Source organism: Pseudomonadota bacterium (assembly GCA_039193195.1).
Lineage (GTDB): Bacteria > Pseudomonadota > Gammaproteobacteria > Steroidobacterales > JBCBZW01 > JBCBZW01.
Genome location: JBCCWS010000009.1, coordinates 48,334 through 62,979, shown reverse-complemented (window position 1 = coordinate 62,979; position 14,646 = coordinate 48,334). Strand labels below are relative to the sequence as shown.

Genomic DNA, 14,646 nt, shown 5'->3' with positions numbered 1-14,646 from the left:
ATCTCGCAAGCTCAGGTGTTCCCCTGAGGGGTCGAGGGCGTTGCGAGGGCTGCTATTCTCCTCTCGAGGAGACGTTTACTAGGCGAGGAGCGGCCTTGGGCGGAGTATCTCGGGCGACACGTCGTCGCCTAGTCGAAGCGATGACGGGCGGCGCGGCGCTCCAGCTGCTCGGGGCGTGCACGGGCGCGGGTCAACGAGGGCGAGCCCACTATGTGCGCGCTCATTCTCGCCGACCCTTCGTCGCACCGCGGGTGAGCGCCGAGCGTATCGTGCGTGTCATCGCCGGCCTGCGCCCCTATCGGCCGTCGGGCTTCGTGGTGCGTCGCGAGCGCCTCGACCACAAGATCCTAGTTCACAATTACGGTCACGGCGGCGGGGGAATCTCCCTCTCATGGGGCAGTTCTGCCCTGGCTGTGCGGGAGGTACGGGGCGAGGCGCCTGCACAGGCAGCGGTGATCGGCGCCGGGGTCATGGGCCTTACCACCGCGCGCTTGCTGCAGGATGCGGGCTGGCAGGTAACGCTTTACACCGCCCAGATGCCTAGGCACACCACGTCCAATATCGCTGCCGGACAGTGGGGGCCGACTAGCGTGTTCGAACTCACGCGCGTCGATCCCGCCTTCGAGGCGCGCTACCAGTGGGCGGCGCGCATCTCCCACCACGCCTTTCAGAATCTGGTGGGTCCGCGCTACGGCGTGCGCTTTTTGGAGAACTACTACCTAGGCGATCGCCCCCACGAGCCGAGCTACTACGCGCGTGAGCTGCCGGAGCTTTTTGCCGAGATGTCGGATCTGCTGCCCGGTGAGCATCCCTTCCCTGTCCCTCATGTCCATCGCACGGTGACCATGCAGATCGAGCCCGCGATATTCCTGCGCCAGCTGGAGGCCGACATTCGCCTGGCTGGAGGTCGCTTCGTGGTACGAGCGTTCGAGTCACCGCAGGAGTTGCTCGCCCTGCCCGAGCAGACACTCTTCAATTGCACAGGGCTTGGGTCGCGAGAGCTATTCAACGATGTGGAGCTAACGCCAGCCAAGGGGCAGCTCGTGTTCGTGTTGCCGGACCAGCAGGTCGACTTTGCGACGATCGGCGGCGGTCGCGGGGTGCGCTACATGTTCCCGCGCACCGGCGAGCTGGTGCTCGGTGGCTCCTGGGAGCGCGGGGAGTTCAGCCTGGCGACGGACGTGGGGCTCGCGGAGCAGATCGTGGCTGATCACAAGGCTCTGTTCGACGCCATGGAGGTGTAGGCGCCGGCGCAGTCTCGCCTAGGGATGCCCTAGAACGGGACGTCGTCGTCGATGATCGAGGATGACGCTGCCGGTGGCGGCTCTGCGGCGGCGGGTCCGCCGGCGGCCTGGGCGCTCGCTTCGCCCTGCTGAATTCGCCAAGCCTTCACGTCCGTGTACCAGCGGCCGTTATACTCACGACTCTCCAGATCGAAGTACACGGTCAGTTCCTGCCCCTCCTGGATTTGAAACTGATCGATCTTGTCGCCCCACACCATGAAGCACACCTGCTTCGGGTAGTCGCCGGGGATTTCGATCACGTACTCCCGCTTGCGCCAGGGGCCGCGGGCGGAGTTGCCGGAGACTTCCGGCAGTGCATGGGTGATTTTGCCTGTCAGTTCCACGGGGCGTGCTCTTCCTGAGATGATGGGCGTTAGCGTGAGCTGCATAGTACCCGACCCGTCACCCTACGTGGCCCTTGCCGGCGTCCTCGTGATGGCGGCGAGCCGCGCCCCAGGCGAGTCACCGAATCATGTCGCTGTTTTTCGATCACGAGTTTGAAGCGCCGATCTGCCACCACGACGTCGGTAGCACCCGTTACCGCTACACGGTGGTCTTCTTGCCTGACGCGCTGAAGACGGTGCTGCCGCTCGAGGAGTTTCCGCGCTTGCGCATCAGTGGCGAGGTGAACGATCACCCCCTGGAAGCCTCGCTCACTCCCGTACGCGGTGAGTGGTACGTGCTGTTATCGAAGAGCCTCCTGAAGGCGATTGACTCGACGGTAGGCGATACGGTGGCAGTGCGCTTTCGTGTCGCCGATCAGGATGCGGTGGAGGTGCCTGCATCATTGCGCCAGGCGCTGGCGGGTGACGCAGAACTCGAGGCCTTGTGGGCAGCGTCTAGCGCAGGTAAGCAGCGCGCCCTGGCCTATCGTGTGGCGAGTGCGAAGACAGCGCCCACGCAGGAGAAACGAATCCGTGAGGTGTTCGCCATCTTGCGCGGTGAGCTCGACCTACGAGGCAAGCCCGTAGCGCCGAAAAGCTGAGCGGTCACCGCGCTGGCGCTTGGATGGACGCGGGCCGACAGTCCGGGGGGAGACTGCCGGCCCTTGCCCAGCGGTTGAGGGGAACCGCTACCTGATCGAGGCGAGCACGGTACGCACACCGTCGATGAGTGCTGCACCGCGCTCATCGTCCAGGCGGCCATCCGTTACCAAACGCTGCACTTGTCGCACGACTAGGCGCAGTTGGAAGCGCGCTACCGTGGGCGCATCGTCCGCCAGGTTGCCGCGGGCAGCGCCTAGCGTCGTGCGGAGCAAGGTAGCAGGGCCGCTCTCCAGTGCGCCCTCGGCCTCCAGCGCGTCGACCCGGGCGATCAGCACGTCGATCTGTTCCACGGCTGGCCGCGCGGCCACGAACACAGCTGTCGTGCGCGCCGGCACCTCAAAAGCCCCTAAGGCAGGATCGTAATAAGCCGTGCGCACCACCGGATCGTCGGACTCGGCCTGCGTCGGATGCAGCGCGTACGCCATATCCTCGCCCGGCGGCGCGAAGGGGAAGCTCACCGCGTCGTTCCCCGCATTGAACAGAGTGACGATCTGCCTGCGGGCGAGGTCGATCTCGCCGCTCACATCGTCGATGCTCATCACAATGAGCCCCGGCTCCTGACTCGGTCCTGTGTTGTGGAAGCTAACGCGTGACTTCACCTCATCACCTGAGCGCAGGCGGAACAAGGGACTCGAGCTGCGGATGCGGAGCAACTCAGCGAAGCGCGCTGTAGTGGTGCGCACATCGCCCGCCTGAGGCGCGAGGAGGGGGTCGGCGAGAAGCGGACCCATGAGGCCCCAGTTGTCCTGGTTTTTCTCCGCCACGGGCAGTCCGTTGCCCCAGTTGGTGCTCTCGCCAGTCCAGTCGATGGCGTTGAACCAGTCACCTGAGTTGAAGCTGTCGCGATCCATCGACTTCGAGCGCAGGAACTCCTGGCCCGCATGGATAAAGGGGATACCCTGCCCGAGCAGCGCTAGGCTGTTGCCCAGCTGCTGAATGCGCATGCGGTCATCGATCGAGGTGGCGGGGGGTGCCTTGAGCGCCGTGGCGTCGAACAGGGTTTCGTTGTCGTGAGCGGAGACGTAGGTGATGTTCTCCTGCGGGTCTGCCGTGTAGCCGGCGGGCTGACCGAAGTAGTCCACCTCATCGGCGCGCACCTCGTTGCCGTCGGCGTCGACCAGCACGTAGTCCGCGATGTCGCCGGCGAGGCCGATGCGCAGCCAGTCCGAGCTGCGCAGGAGTGCTGCTAGGGCATCGCCCTGGTCCTCTCCGTTCGGATCGTAGTACAGGCCGTTGATGAAGCCCTGGTCGCGTATGTTGCTGAAGGGGTTGCCGCCGCGCACGCCGTCGCGCAGGCGATCGCTGAAGGTGCCGATGCCCGTGCCTGCCATGTTGCGTTGGGTGGCCTGGACGAAGCGCGCATCGTTGGCAACCTCGCCGAAGTTCCAGCCCTCGCCGTAGAGGTAGATGGCTTTGCCGTCGACGCCGTCCGCCTCGAGGGTCAGGGCATCGAGGGCGGCGCGAACGGCCAGCATGTTGGCCTTCGAGTGATGGCCCATGAGATCGAAGCGGAAGCCGTCCACCTTGTAGTTGCGGGCCCAGGTGATGATCGAGTCGACCATGAGCTTCTCCATCATGGCGTGCTCGGTGGCCGTGTTCTCACAGCAGGTGCTGCGCTCGATGTCACCGCTGGCGTTCAGGCGGTGGTAGTAGCCGGGCACCGCACGGTCGAGGACCGATTTCGCGTTCTGCCCCGAGGCGTTGGTGTGGTTGTAGACCACGTCCATGATCACGCGCAGGCCAGCGTCGTTTAGCGTGCGCACCATAGCGCGGAATTCGTTGATGCGGGCCGTGCCGTTCGGATCGGTGGCGTAGCTGCCCTCGGGCACGGTGTAGTGCCAGGGGTCGTAACCCCAGTTGAAGCCGTCCTGGTCGGCGGTGGCGGTGACCGCTGCCTGCTGCTGTTGCGAGTCGGGCGGCAGAAGAGCGAGGTCGGCAGGGTCTGGTGCTTGCCAGACGGTCTTGTCCTCGCCCACGCTCGCGATGTCGAAGACGGGCAGCAGGTGCACATGGGTAAGCCCCGCGCTGGCCAACGCTCGTAGGTGATTCGTGCCTGCCGTGCTCTTGCGGGCGAGCGCCGCGAAGGTGCCACGCTCCTGCGCAGGTACCGTGAGGTCGTTCACGGAAAAGTCACGCACGTGCAGCTCGTAGATGACGATGTCCTCGGGCGCGCTTAGCGAAGGTTTCGTATAGGTTGCCCAGTCCTCGGGAGCGATGGTGGGATCTGCGAGATCCACGAGTAGGCTGCGCTGGCTATCCATGGAGAGGCCGAGGGAGTAGGGATCGGTCACTAGGTTACGCTCGACCTCCCCGGTTGCGGGCACGAACACCTCTACCTCGTAAAGGTAGTGCTGCCCGATCCAGTCGGCGCTGCCAGTGCTGCTCCAGGTGCCCGTGGCGCGATCCTCGGTCATGGCGAGGGAAGTGCCGCCTGCGTCGGGGTCTTCGCTATCGAAGAGCACAAGATTCACTTGCTTGGCGGTCGGCGCCCATAGGCGCAGGGACGGCACACCGTCCTCGCTGATTTGCGGGCCAAGGGGACCGTCGTAGGTGTAGAGGTCGTCGAGAACGCCAGGGAGCTGCAGGCTGGTGGCATCGAAGGGTCCGCGCGCCTCGTCGGCGACGGAGAGGGCGACCTGGCCGCGCAGCAGTTCGGGCACCAATGCAAGATCTTCCGCGGCGATCTTCAGCGCCTGCAGATCGGCGAGATGCGGGAACTTCTCCCGCACGGCCTCGGGCAGTCCATTCGCATCGAAGGCGAGGGTGAGGGACCCCTCCGCGCCCGTGACCCCCTCCGCGTCCGTGCTCATACCGCCGTCAGCAGCGTAATGTAATCGATAGGTGTCGCTCGTGCCGCCCGCATTCCAGGCGATTGTGTCCTCGCCTACCCAGTAGGCGGTGGCGCGGGCCAGGCTGCCGATAGGACCGCCCTCCTCGAGGCCGATCTCGAGTATGTTGGTGTTCGGGTCGTAGGTGAAGAACACCTCGGCGATCGGCTCCGGCACTGTGAAGGGAATATTGGCACCGTCACGGACGCCGCCGTCACCGTAGTTCTCATCCCAGCTCTCGTCGATCGCCACCTTGGCTTCGTAGTCGCCGGCGGGGAGGGTGGCAGAGAAGCGATAGGTGCCATCGCCGTCCGGGTCTTTGAGCCAGGAGCGCAGGCAACTCGGGTCCCAATCGGCGGCGCAGCCAAGTTCGCTTTGGAAGCTGCCGGGAACGGTGGCGATAGTGGCGTTGGCATCGCTCGTCACCCAGTTGGTGCCGCGGTCGAAGTAGAACTTCACGTCGGCGGCTTGCTCGAGGTTCAGGGGGATGTTGGGGCCGTTGAACTCCGCGTTGTCACCATAGTTCTCGTCCCAGGAGTCGTTCAGGGGTGCCTTGTACTCCCAGCTGCCCGCGGGCACGGCGAAGGTGTTCTGCCAGATGAGGTCATCGCTGTCGAACACGAGATAAGTGGCCGCGCAGTCCGGCTGCCAGTCGCCCGGGCAGCCGAGCTCCTCCTGCAGGCTACCGGCGACGGTCACCGTGGCCGGCTCGGGCCGCGGCGGTGCGTCCGTGATCGTGAGCGCTTTGGTAGCGTTATCGAAGGCGAACTGCAGCTTGGCGATGTCGCCGGGCACAGTGAAGGCGATGTTGTCGCCGCCCGGGACGCCGCCGTCGCCGTAGTTCTCATCCCAGCTCTCGCCGATGGCCACCTTCACCTCGTAGTCGCCGCCGGGCAGGTAGGCCTGGAAGGTGTAGATCTCGTCGCCGTCCGGATCCTGCAGCCAGGAGCGCAGGCAACTCGGGTCCCAGTCGCTGGCGCAGCCGAGTTCGCTCTGGAAGCTGCCGGGGGCGGTGGCGATGAGGGAGTTCACGTTGTCCGTGACCCAGTGCGTGCCGTGGTCGTAGTAGAACTTCACGGCCGTATCGGCGCCGAGATTCAGGGGAATGTTGGCGCCGTCGAGTTCGCCGCCCTCGCCGTAGTTCTCCGTCCAGGAGTCGTTCAGCGGCGCCTTGTACTCCCATTGGCCGGCGGGGACCGTGAACGTGCCCTGCCAGACGCGATCGTCCCCATCGAAGGTGAGGTAGGTGGCCTCGCAATCGGGCTGCCAGTCGCTGGGGCAGCCGAGGGCCGCCTGTAGGCTGCCGGCGATCGTGACGGTGGACGGCTCCGAGCCGTTGTTCGCCCAAAGGACGAGTGGCGCGAGCGCGGCGATGATTGCTGCGCCGCGACGTGCGAGGCGCGTCCCCACCTGGTGGTGAACACGTAGTGCTGCCATCTCCCTGACCCCTCGTTTGCTTTCAGATGATTGCAAAAAGTTTCATTACTGCAATCTTCAAAATATGCATTGGCCCAATGCTAAAGAGATCTTACATTGCGATTATTTTCATGAAATTGCAACGGCGTTTCATTGTGCGACTGCGCAATGCGCCGCGGTGCTCAGGGCGACGCGCGCGAGGGTGATGCGTTCCCGCATGAGCTATCGAAAAAGATAGGTAGGCTGGCTGGCAGGTGCCGGCTTTCTTGCCGGGCTTCCTTGTGGCGCGTTACGCGCGCAGGGCGGCGCGTTGGCGCTCACGTACCCAAGCGTAGAGACCGCTGCCCACGACAATGCCGGCGCCGAGGAGCGTGGGGGTATCGGGGCGTTCGCCGAGCAGCAGCACCCCCAAGGCCAGGGCGAAGATCAAGCGGGAGTAGCGGAAGGGAATAACCGCCGAGACATCGCCGATTCGCGTGGCCGCGATGAGGCTGGCGTAGGCGACCGCACCAATAGCGATCGCAAGCCCGAGAAACGCCCATGCTTCGAGGCTCGCCGCCACGTAGCGACCAGTGGCTACGCTGAGCAAGGCCGCGGCGGGCAGCATGCAGAGGTAGGCCCACCAGGCCAGCTGTTCCGAGCGGATCTTACTGGGGATGCGCCTCGAGGCGAGATCGCGGGCCGCGAGACCAAAGGTGGCGAGGAGCGCCAGCAGCGCCTCGGGGCGAAAGCCCGCGAAGCCTGGGCGAAGGATAATCATCACGCCGACGAGGCCGACCAGCACCGCTAGCCATCGTCGCCAGCCGACATCTTCCTTCAGCCACAGGGCAGCCCCCACCGTCACCACCAGCGGGGTAGCCTGAAGGATGGCGGCGAGCAGGGAGAGGGGAATGAGGGCGAGGCTGCTCACGTAGCACACGGTGGCTAACACTTCTGCTACGTTGCGCGCCACCACCAGCGGGTGGAGGAAGTCTGCCGAGAGCAGGGGCGCACCGCGCAGATAGCAGCGGGAGCCAAAGACGATCGCGCCGCCGATGGAGAGGATCATCACGATCTCCCCAATCGGCAGACTCCCGGAGGCCTTCTTGATGAAGAGATCCTCCAGGGCGAAGGCGGCCATCGACACCACCATGAAGATGATGGCTCGGAGGTTGTCATTGCTCACACGCGCATTCCTCGCCGCCTTCGCTGCGTAACTCGTGAACTGGCGAGTTGGTGTCGCGGTGGCCATCGATTCGGTACTTTGCCAGCGTCGCCATTGTATTCCCAACGGCGGTGAATTGTCGCAGTGCGGCGGGCCCACGGCATCGGCGCTGCACCGCCCGCAGCAACGTGCGTGCTATGTTCTTTGCGGTTCTGGCCTACCCGAGGAGAGCATCGATGATGTTGCGAAAAATGAGAACACTGAGCGTCGTCGCCCTGAGCGCCATCAGTCTCAGCGCCGTGGCCGCTGAGGAGTGGATTCAGATTCCGGTGTCCGGGGAGATGCAGTACGAGCTGCCGAACGGTGAGTTCAAGACCATCGATCCCAGCTGCTCCGGCGGCCCCATTCTGGTCGATGGCGAGATCGTCGCCGCCGATACCCAGTATTCCTTCTTCGTGCAGCCTGGCAGCTCGCGACGCCTGCTGATCTTCCTCGATGGGGGCGGTGCCTGTTGGGACGCGCAGACCTGCGTCGGGACGCCTTTGCTGAACGCCTCCACCTACAACCTTACGGTGGACGAGACGCCGGAGGAGCTCGCTGCGAGCGGCGGCGTCTTCGCCGCCGACAACCCGGACAACCCCTACGCGGACTACACCAAGGTGGCCGTCCCCTACTGCAGTGGAGATGTGCACTGGGGCAGCCGCGACACGACCTATACGCTCGCCTTCCCGCCCCTCGAGTGGACCGTGCGCCATCGCGGTACGGATAACTTCCTTTCCGTGCTTCATTGGCTGCGCACCCAGGGCGATGAGGTGGGCGTAGATTTCGAGGCCGTGCGCAACCTGACCGTAATGGGCGCCAGCGCGGGCGCCTACGGCACGATGATCGCCTTCCCTTACGTGGCTGAGCTGGCACCTAGGGCTCGTCTTCGCCTGCTCGCTGATGCTGGCATCGGCGTACTAAATGAGCCCTTCTACACCACGGCGCTGTTCGATCCGCAGGCCCCCGAGGCGGCCAACTGGGGTATCGCCAACGCTTTGCCCAACTTCATGGGGCTCGATGAGAACTTCTTGGCTACCTACGTAACTCAGCCGTTGGGGCTTGTGCCGGGCTGGTTTGCGGCGCTCGCCCAGTATCGACCGCGTGCGAAGCTGGCGATGTTCACTAGCAATCTCGACGACACTCAGGTGGACTTCTACGCGCTCATGGAAGCGCTAGATGGTAGACCGCTGGACGATCCGGCTATTCCCCTCGAGTGGTACCTGAAGATGCAGGCTATCACCAACGCCACGGAGGGGCTGCGTAACTACCGGACCTTCATCGAGGACGGTACCTTCCACACGATCACGGTGAGCGACGAGTACTATTTGCCTGGCGCATCGGGGATCTCCGTGCGCGACTGGAATCAAGCAATGATCACCTTCGGTGTCGAGGGCTGGGATACGGTCGATGTGGGGTCGCCGTTCTAAGGCCTCCTCGCTCTTTCATTCGTTGACCCAGGGGAGCCAGCCGCAGCTCCCCTGGGATTGGCGCGCGCATTGCCTTCCCTGCGCATCTAGTGTCCTGTCCCGCAAGTTCGTTGAAGAATTCGCGGGTGCTTTTTGCCCCTGGGCACGTTGCTCCTCCTCCCGTGGGGCCTGCCCCGCATCCCGGCATCATGAGTACGGTTAGTGACCTACGGGCACAGTGGGCCCGGTTCGATGGTCAGGCGCTGCCAGCCGCCGTCGATTCGAGTGCCGTCCGCGTTCACCACCCGCAAGTAGTGCTGATTCCAGCTCGGCGGATCGAACAGCCCGGGGGTATTCTCGACCTGGATGTTCAGCTGGTAGTCGAGATCCGTGAGAGCCTTCATCGTGTCCGGGAACAGGGACTGGTCCGGGCGGCCGACCATCAGGCGGTAGAACAGCAACGGTTCCATCTCGGCTGCTGTCTCCCAGATCAGCGCGCCCTCGTCGTCCCGCTCGTCCGTGGGGTGCAACGGCAACACGATCGGCAGCAGGGGAACTTGCCCAGGGTCGTCAGGGCGCAAGCTCACGATCGGCGGCCCGGCTGTCTCGCTGTCGTGCACGAACAGCTCCAGGGCCGCGCCGTGGCGAATGTGCTCGCCGCTCACGCGAAAGCGCCTGGGCGCCTCGTGGCGTAAGGTGCACAGGCCGTAGCCATTGGGCGCGTCGTTCAACAGCCCCCATTGGTACACGCGCACGGAGTGACCGTGGGTGCCGTTGAAGGCGGGCGGGCCATCCCACAAGGCGGTGAACCTCGGCACCTCGGCGTAGCCCGTGTTGGTGACCATTGGCTGTAAACGGACATTGGCTGGGGTAGGGCCGGTCAACGGGCCGGGAAGACCGCTCGGATCAGCCGCGCGGCGCTCCGTGCCGAGGGGAACGCCCTGGAACACCAGGCGATCTCGCGTGCTACTTAGGAAACCTAGTAACGTCATTCGGTCCACGGTGAGGCCGGTGGGCTCTTCGCGGTAGGCCGGGGGCGAGCTTGTTAGGTCGTACCAGAAGCCGCGCACAGTGCCGCCAGCCCATAGCTGAGCGCTCACGCCCGCATTGGCGCGGGCTGCCTGCTCCTGCAGATCATCGAGCTCGCCGAGCAGGTCTGGATCCGTGCCATTGCTCGGCGTCACAGTCAGCGCGCGCCCCACCATCGGCCCCACGCCGCTGTCGAACTGATGGACGAACTCCATCAGGGCCTCCAGGCTCTCGCAGTACTGCGTGCCCAGGCAGAAACGACCGCTGAAGAATGTGGTGTTGAACGCGTTCATCGACGCCACGCCGTTGTACACGTCGGACAGCGTGGGGTTCAGCAGGCCCGTGTGCATCACCCCTTCGTAGCCGGTGATCGGTGAGTCCTCGAACTGAGAGGAGCCATTGCGATCCAGGCGCGCTTCCTTCTGGAAGAGCATGCGCATGGCGGCGGTCTCCATCACCTTGGCGTCGCCGAAAACGGCGAAGGGAGGATCCTGCAACGGGTGCGGATTGACCGCGCCGATGTTCTCCGTGATGACGTTGTCGCTGCCCTCCGGCAACGCGTGGCAGCCTGCGCAGCTGTTACCGGATGCGACCACGATGTGGTAGAACTTCAATCCCAGCATGGCCCCGCTCCCGTCCACGATAAACGTGTTGGCGTTGTCAGGGTCGCCAAGCTCGCCCGAGGGGATGCGGTCGCGAGGCTGCTTCGGGTTCGGTGCGTACTGGATCGAGTTCACGAACTCCTGGAACAGCACCATATCCTCGTCTGAGACCCCGTCGCCTCCCAAAAGGGAAGTGAATGCGCCTTGAAAGGCGAGGAAGTCGACGCGGTCGCCGCGCCAATGGTAGGGCGCGTTGGTAAACAGCTGCTGACTCTCCGGCGCCACTTCGAAGTTCAGCAGTCCCTCGAGGGATTGGGTCACCATGAAGTCCTTGTCTGCGTCGAACTCGGTCGGGAAGTTCTCTGCGGGCGGGAGCAGTGCCGGCGGGATGTCCACGGCGATGCCATCGCCAAGATCCCAGGCGAGGCCGTCCGTGCGGCCGTCGTGGTGGCAGCTCGCGCAGCTCACGAAACCGTTGCCAGACAGGCGCGCATCGTAGAGGAAGCGGCGCCCTTGTGTGATGTGGCTTGGCGTCGGATCCGCAGCCAAGGCGAAGGCGTCGAGCACCGTTTCGGCGTTGGCGTCGATGATGGTCACAGAGTTGTCGACGCGGTTGAGCACGTACAGGCGAGGCGTATCCCCCCCACGCAGGGCCAAGCCCCGCGGCCCCGCATGGCTGGCGATGAGCGGACTCACATCGATACGGCGCAGAGGCCAGCTTAGCGGATTCACGGCTAGATTAGGCTCGATGACCCCAATCCGATCGCTGCTGAACGCGGTGAAGAACACCTTTTTCAGGGTGTCGTTCGCGACGTAGGGCACTACGTCGGTCAGATAGGCGAGGGCATCGGCCTTAGGCACCGGTTGGGTGATCGGATTAGGGTCGATAAAGGGGTCTATGGGGCGCCCGTTTGGGGCGAGGTTGCCGATCGGAAGCGCGGCGACCTCCTCGTTCACATCCCGCGCGTGCACCACCGGGTCGTCGCCACACGGATTCTCCACGAGGTAGAACATGCTCTGCACGAAGCCGGTCGGGACCGCAGCTACCTGGTCTTCGTCCTGTACCTCATTGCTGGCCATGGCGCCGACTACGAACAGCTCCTCGTTCGGTCCCAGGGCCATGTTGGTGTTCTGCGAGCCGAGCCCGCCGAGGGCGCTCTTCCCGCCGCCCGTGAGCGACTCGGTGTAGAGATCGAAGTCGTAGCGCACGGTATTGCCACCCTTGTGGCCGATCACGAACAGGCGATCGCAGGCCACCTGCGCCGTGCGTGGCTCCTTTAGGGCGATGTCGTCGATATCACCGTTCAAATCGAAGTCGAGGTCTAGGCCGGCGCTTACCACCGCGTCGAGCCGTTCATCGCCGGGGGCTAGGGGCAGCAGATCTGTGGCCTTGAGCTTGCTGATCGCATCCAGGGTCATGTGGGTAACCACGACGATATCGCGCGGAGCGCCCTCGTCGACGATGGTGGCGAACGCCATATCGAGGGGCGCGTCGGTCACCTGTTGCGTGGTGATCAGGGTGGCGCGCACGAGCTTGCTGGGGTCTCGCGAGAGGGAAATGGCGGTGATCGAATCGCCGAGGAAGTTAGCGACGTAGGCGCGTTTGAGGCCCTTGTGCCAGCGCACAGAGACGGGCTCCAAGCCCACGGGCAGGCGCATGACGAAGCGTTGATCGACCGGCACGGACTCATCTGTTTGCCAGATCTCTAGGGAGTTGTCCGGCGTGTTGACGATGAGCAGGAAGTCTTGGGCGCCGATCGTGACGAGCTCGATCGGGTGGACTTGTGGACTTTCGACGTTGAAGTAGCCCGTCCGGCCTTGGCCGTGGGCCGACGGTGCTGTGGCGAGCGACAGACAAACAGCGAGCGCTGCGCCGGCACTCACCAAGCGGTGCGCGAAGTTACCCTTCATGATCTCCCCCTTCATAAGGTAAGCGGAACGAATAGATGTTCCGAACATGGAGGCCTGAAAGGCGATGATTTTTACTAGCTTATCGCCTTGTGCTGGCCTCCACTAGTAGGGGGAGTCGCGAAAGAGCCGAGTTGACCCCACGCGCGCTCACGGGGCGATGAACAGGGCGCTCGATGTCCACAGGCACCCTGGCGTGGGAGGGGCGTCGCAGTGGCTCTGGTTCGACGTGCGCAGGATGAACACGAGGGAGCTGGAGTCAGCATCGCCGGCTACTGTGCCCCAAGAAGGCAGAATGAGTTCGCTCACCAAACCTTCGGCGATCCACCCGAGCTGCGTGCTCCCGAGGGGCAGGGGGAAGAAGTCTTGATCGGCACGCAGATACACCTTGTCGAGGAGCAAGGGCTTGGGGATCGCGCCTGACTGGGACATGTTGATCGACAGGTCTTGATCGCTTTGCGGACCGAAGAGATTGCCTATGCACGGCACGCAGGGGTCGGACTCGGGCAGCGGGCCGTTGCCCGCCACCCACTCGTCGAAGGGCGTGATCGCGAGGGCCTGCTCGGCCTCGCCGAGCGGGTCGCTGTGAATGACGTTCGGACGGTTGCCGTACCAGCAGCGTCCGAAGCTGTCGTTCACGATGCCGTCGAACAGGGCGCCCGCCGCATGGTTGCACGTGCCGTAGGTCTCCTCGCCGCGAGCGAGCGTGTAGCACGCGTGTTCGGTGTCGTAGCGCGGCTCGAAGGGGGCGGCGGTGGGCGTGTCGGTGTCGACGTCTATCCCCTGAGAGGCTAGGTGAGCGAGCCAACCCGCGAGCAAGGCGCTCGAGTAGGACGAGCCGCCTGGGGCAGGCCATCCGCCGCGCAGGCACAGGGCGTTGCCCGGTATCAGGGCCTGCGTGGGCGAGGGGCTTTCCCAGGCACCGGTGGTGGTGGCGCTAGCGAAGAACTGGTTCAGTTCGAGCATCCCAGCGTCGATGACGCCGAGCTGCGATGCGGGATGGGTCTTCTTGCCGTGATTGCCGGCGGCGCTCGCCAAATGCACGTCCTTGTTGCGCAAGTGCTCAAATACCTGCGCGAGCTGGCATGAGGCCCGTTCGCGGGTGCAGTTCTGCGCGCTGCGCGCATCGTCCTCCATCGTCGTGCGGCCAAAGCTCATGTTCACGGCGAGCGGCGGGCGACGGCCCTCGTAGTCGACCGCCTCGGCCACACGGCAGGCCGTCGCCAGTACGTGCAGGTCTGTCACGGCTTCCCCCAGGCTCGCCAGGGCAGGGTCGTCGAGCAGGAGGAGTTCAGCGCGGGCGCCGGGGCCCGCCACCGTGTCCGCTAGCCAATGCGTGCTAGTGCCGTGTTCCGAGTCGAAGTCGAGGACCGCTATCCAGTCGATCCCCATGGGGGAAGGGTCGCCTAGACGGCCTGGCAAATGCATGCGCTGCTGAGCGCCGCGCACGCCGAATGCGCCCGGGCCACCGGCCTCCTGGCTCTGGCGCGGAACCGGGTAGGCGGTGTTCTCGTCCACGCCCGAGTCCAGGGCGCTACACCCGGCGGGCGCTACCACATCGACGAAGTGGTAGACCCCCAAGTCGCCGCACGGTACCTCCAGCGTCGATGTGCCACGCGGGCAGCTCCGCTCGAAGAGCGCCCAGGGTGTGCCTGCGAATGCAGGGGAGATGCCGGCAATCAGCGCCGCGATGGCGATCGCCGATGGCGTGCGTGGGCGAGGGGTTCGCGAGTGAGCGGTCTTAGTTGTCATCGTCAACTTCCTTGTCTCCAATGCACCGAGGAGGGTTGATGGGCTCCAGCAGCTGATCCAGCGCGTGTTGCGGATCGCTCATCGCGCAAGGGGCGGGATCTTGGGACAGACCGGGTGTCGCGAGGCTGGCGCTCGGCTGGCTCGGCGCGACGGCAAATCCCCCCCATCGCGACTGAATCAGCTGCTGGTG

Annotated in this window: 8 protein-coding genes; 3 read left to right on the top strand and 5 right to left on the bottom strand. The window is 64.7% G+C overall.

Going from position 1 to position 14,646, the window contains the following annotated elements:
* The first annotated feature begins 95 nt into the window (after positions 1-95).
* On the top strand, positions 96-1,244 hold the full coding sequence (locus AAGA68_10360) for an FAD-dependent oxidoreductase (protein MEM9385453.1): 1,149 nt from the start codon (positions 96-98) through the stop codon (positions 1,242-1,244).
* A 29-nt stretch (positions 1,245-1,273) separates the two neighbouring features.
* Here AAGA68_10360 and AAGA68_10355 read toward each other — a convergent pair whose 3' ends face one another.
* Positions 1,274-1,627, bottom strand: coding sequence for a DUF3127 domain-containing protein (locus tag AAGA68_10355; protein ID MEM9385452.1), 354 nt, complete (start codon positions 1,625-1,627; stop codon positions 1,274-1,276).
* A gap of 128 nt (positions 1,628-1,755) precedes the next feature.
* Here AAGA68_10355 and AAGA68_10350 point away from each other — a divergent pair, with 128 nt between their 5' ends.
* Positions 1,756-2,268: a YdeI/OmpD-associated family protein gene (locus tag AAGA68_10350; protein ID MEM9385451.1), complete on the top strand. Its 513-nt coding sequence runs from the start codon at positions 1,756-1,758 to the stop codon at positions 2,266-2,268.
* Between the two features lie 87 nt (positions 2,269-2,355).
* Here the strand turns inward: AAGA68_10350 and pulA are convergent, their stop codons facing one another.
* Positions 2,356-6,594, bottom strand: coding sequence for a pullulanase-type alpha-1,6-glucosidase (gene pulA, locus AAGA68_10345; protein ID MEM9385450.1), 4,239 nt, complete (start codon positions 6,592-6,594; stop codon positions 2,356-2,358).
* 268 nt (positions 6,595-6,862) lie between these two features.
* Positions 6,863-7,738 carry a DMT family transporter gene (locus tag AAGA68_10340; GenBank protein ID MEM9385449.1) on the bottom strand — a complete coding sequence of 292 codons (876 nt, stop codon included), beginning with the start codon at positions 7,736-7,738 and terminating at the stop codon, positions 6,863-6,865.
* A 215-nt stretch (positions 7,739-7,953) separates the two neighbouring features.
* Between AAGA68_10340 and AAGA68_10335 the strand changes: the two genes are divergently transcribed.
* Entirely contained in the window at positions 7,954-9,186 is a 1,233-nt protein-coding gene (locus AAGA68_10335) for a pectin acetylesterase-family hydrolase (protein MEM9385448.1), read from the top strand.
* Positions 9,187-9,392: 206 nt separating this feature from the next.
* Here the strand turns inward: AAGA68_10335 and AAGA68_10330 are convergent, their stop codons facing one another.
* Positions 9,393-12,707, bottom strand: a complete 3,315-nt coding sequence (locus AAGA68_10330) for a hypothetical protein (GenBank protein MEM9385447.1) — start codon at positions 12,705-12,707, stop codon at positions 9,393-9,395.
* Between the two features lie 147 nt (positions 12,708-12,854).
* Positions 12,855-14,456 carry a hypothetical protein gene (locus tag AAGA68_10325; GenBank protein ID MEM9385446.1) on the bottom strand — a complete coding sequence of 534 codons (1,602 nt, stop codon included), beginning with the start codon at positions 14,454-14,456 and terminating at the stop codon, positions 12,855-12,857.
* Between the last annotated feature and the right edge of the window lie 190 nt (positions 14,457-14,646).

What these genes read in the sequence shown, in the direction of transcription:
- AAGA68_10350 (MEM9385451.1), top strand. Translation starts at nt 1,756, where the DNA reads ATGTCGCTGTTTTTCGATCACGAGTTTGAAGCGCCGATCTGCCACCAC.
- pulA (MEM9385450.1), bottom strand. Translation starts at nt 6,594, where the DNA reads ATGGCAGCACTACGTGTTCACCACCAGGTGGGGACGCGCCTCGCACGT.
- AAGA68_10335 (MEM9385448.1), top strand. Translation starts at nt 7,954, where the DNA reads ATGATGTTGCGAAAAATGAGAACACTGAGCGTCGTCGCCCTGAGCGCC.
- AAGA68_10330 (MEM9385447.1), bottom strand. Translation starts at nt 12,707, where the DNA reads ATGAAGGGTAACTTCGCGCACCGCTTGGTGAGTGCCGGCGCAGCGCTC.
- AAGA68_10325 (MEM9385446.1), bottom strand. Translation starts at nt 14,456, where the DNA reads ATGACAACTAAGACCGCTCACTCGCGAACCCCTCGCCCACGCACGCCA.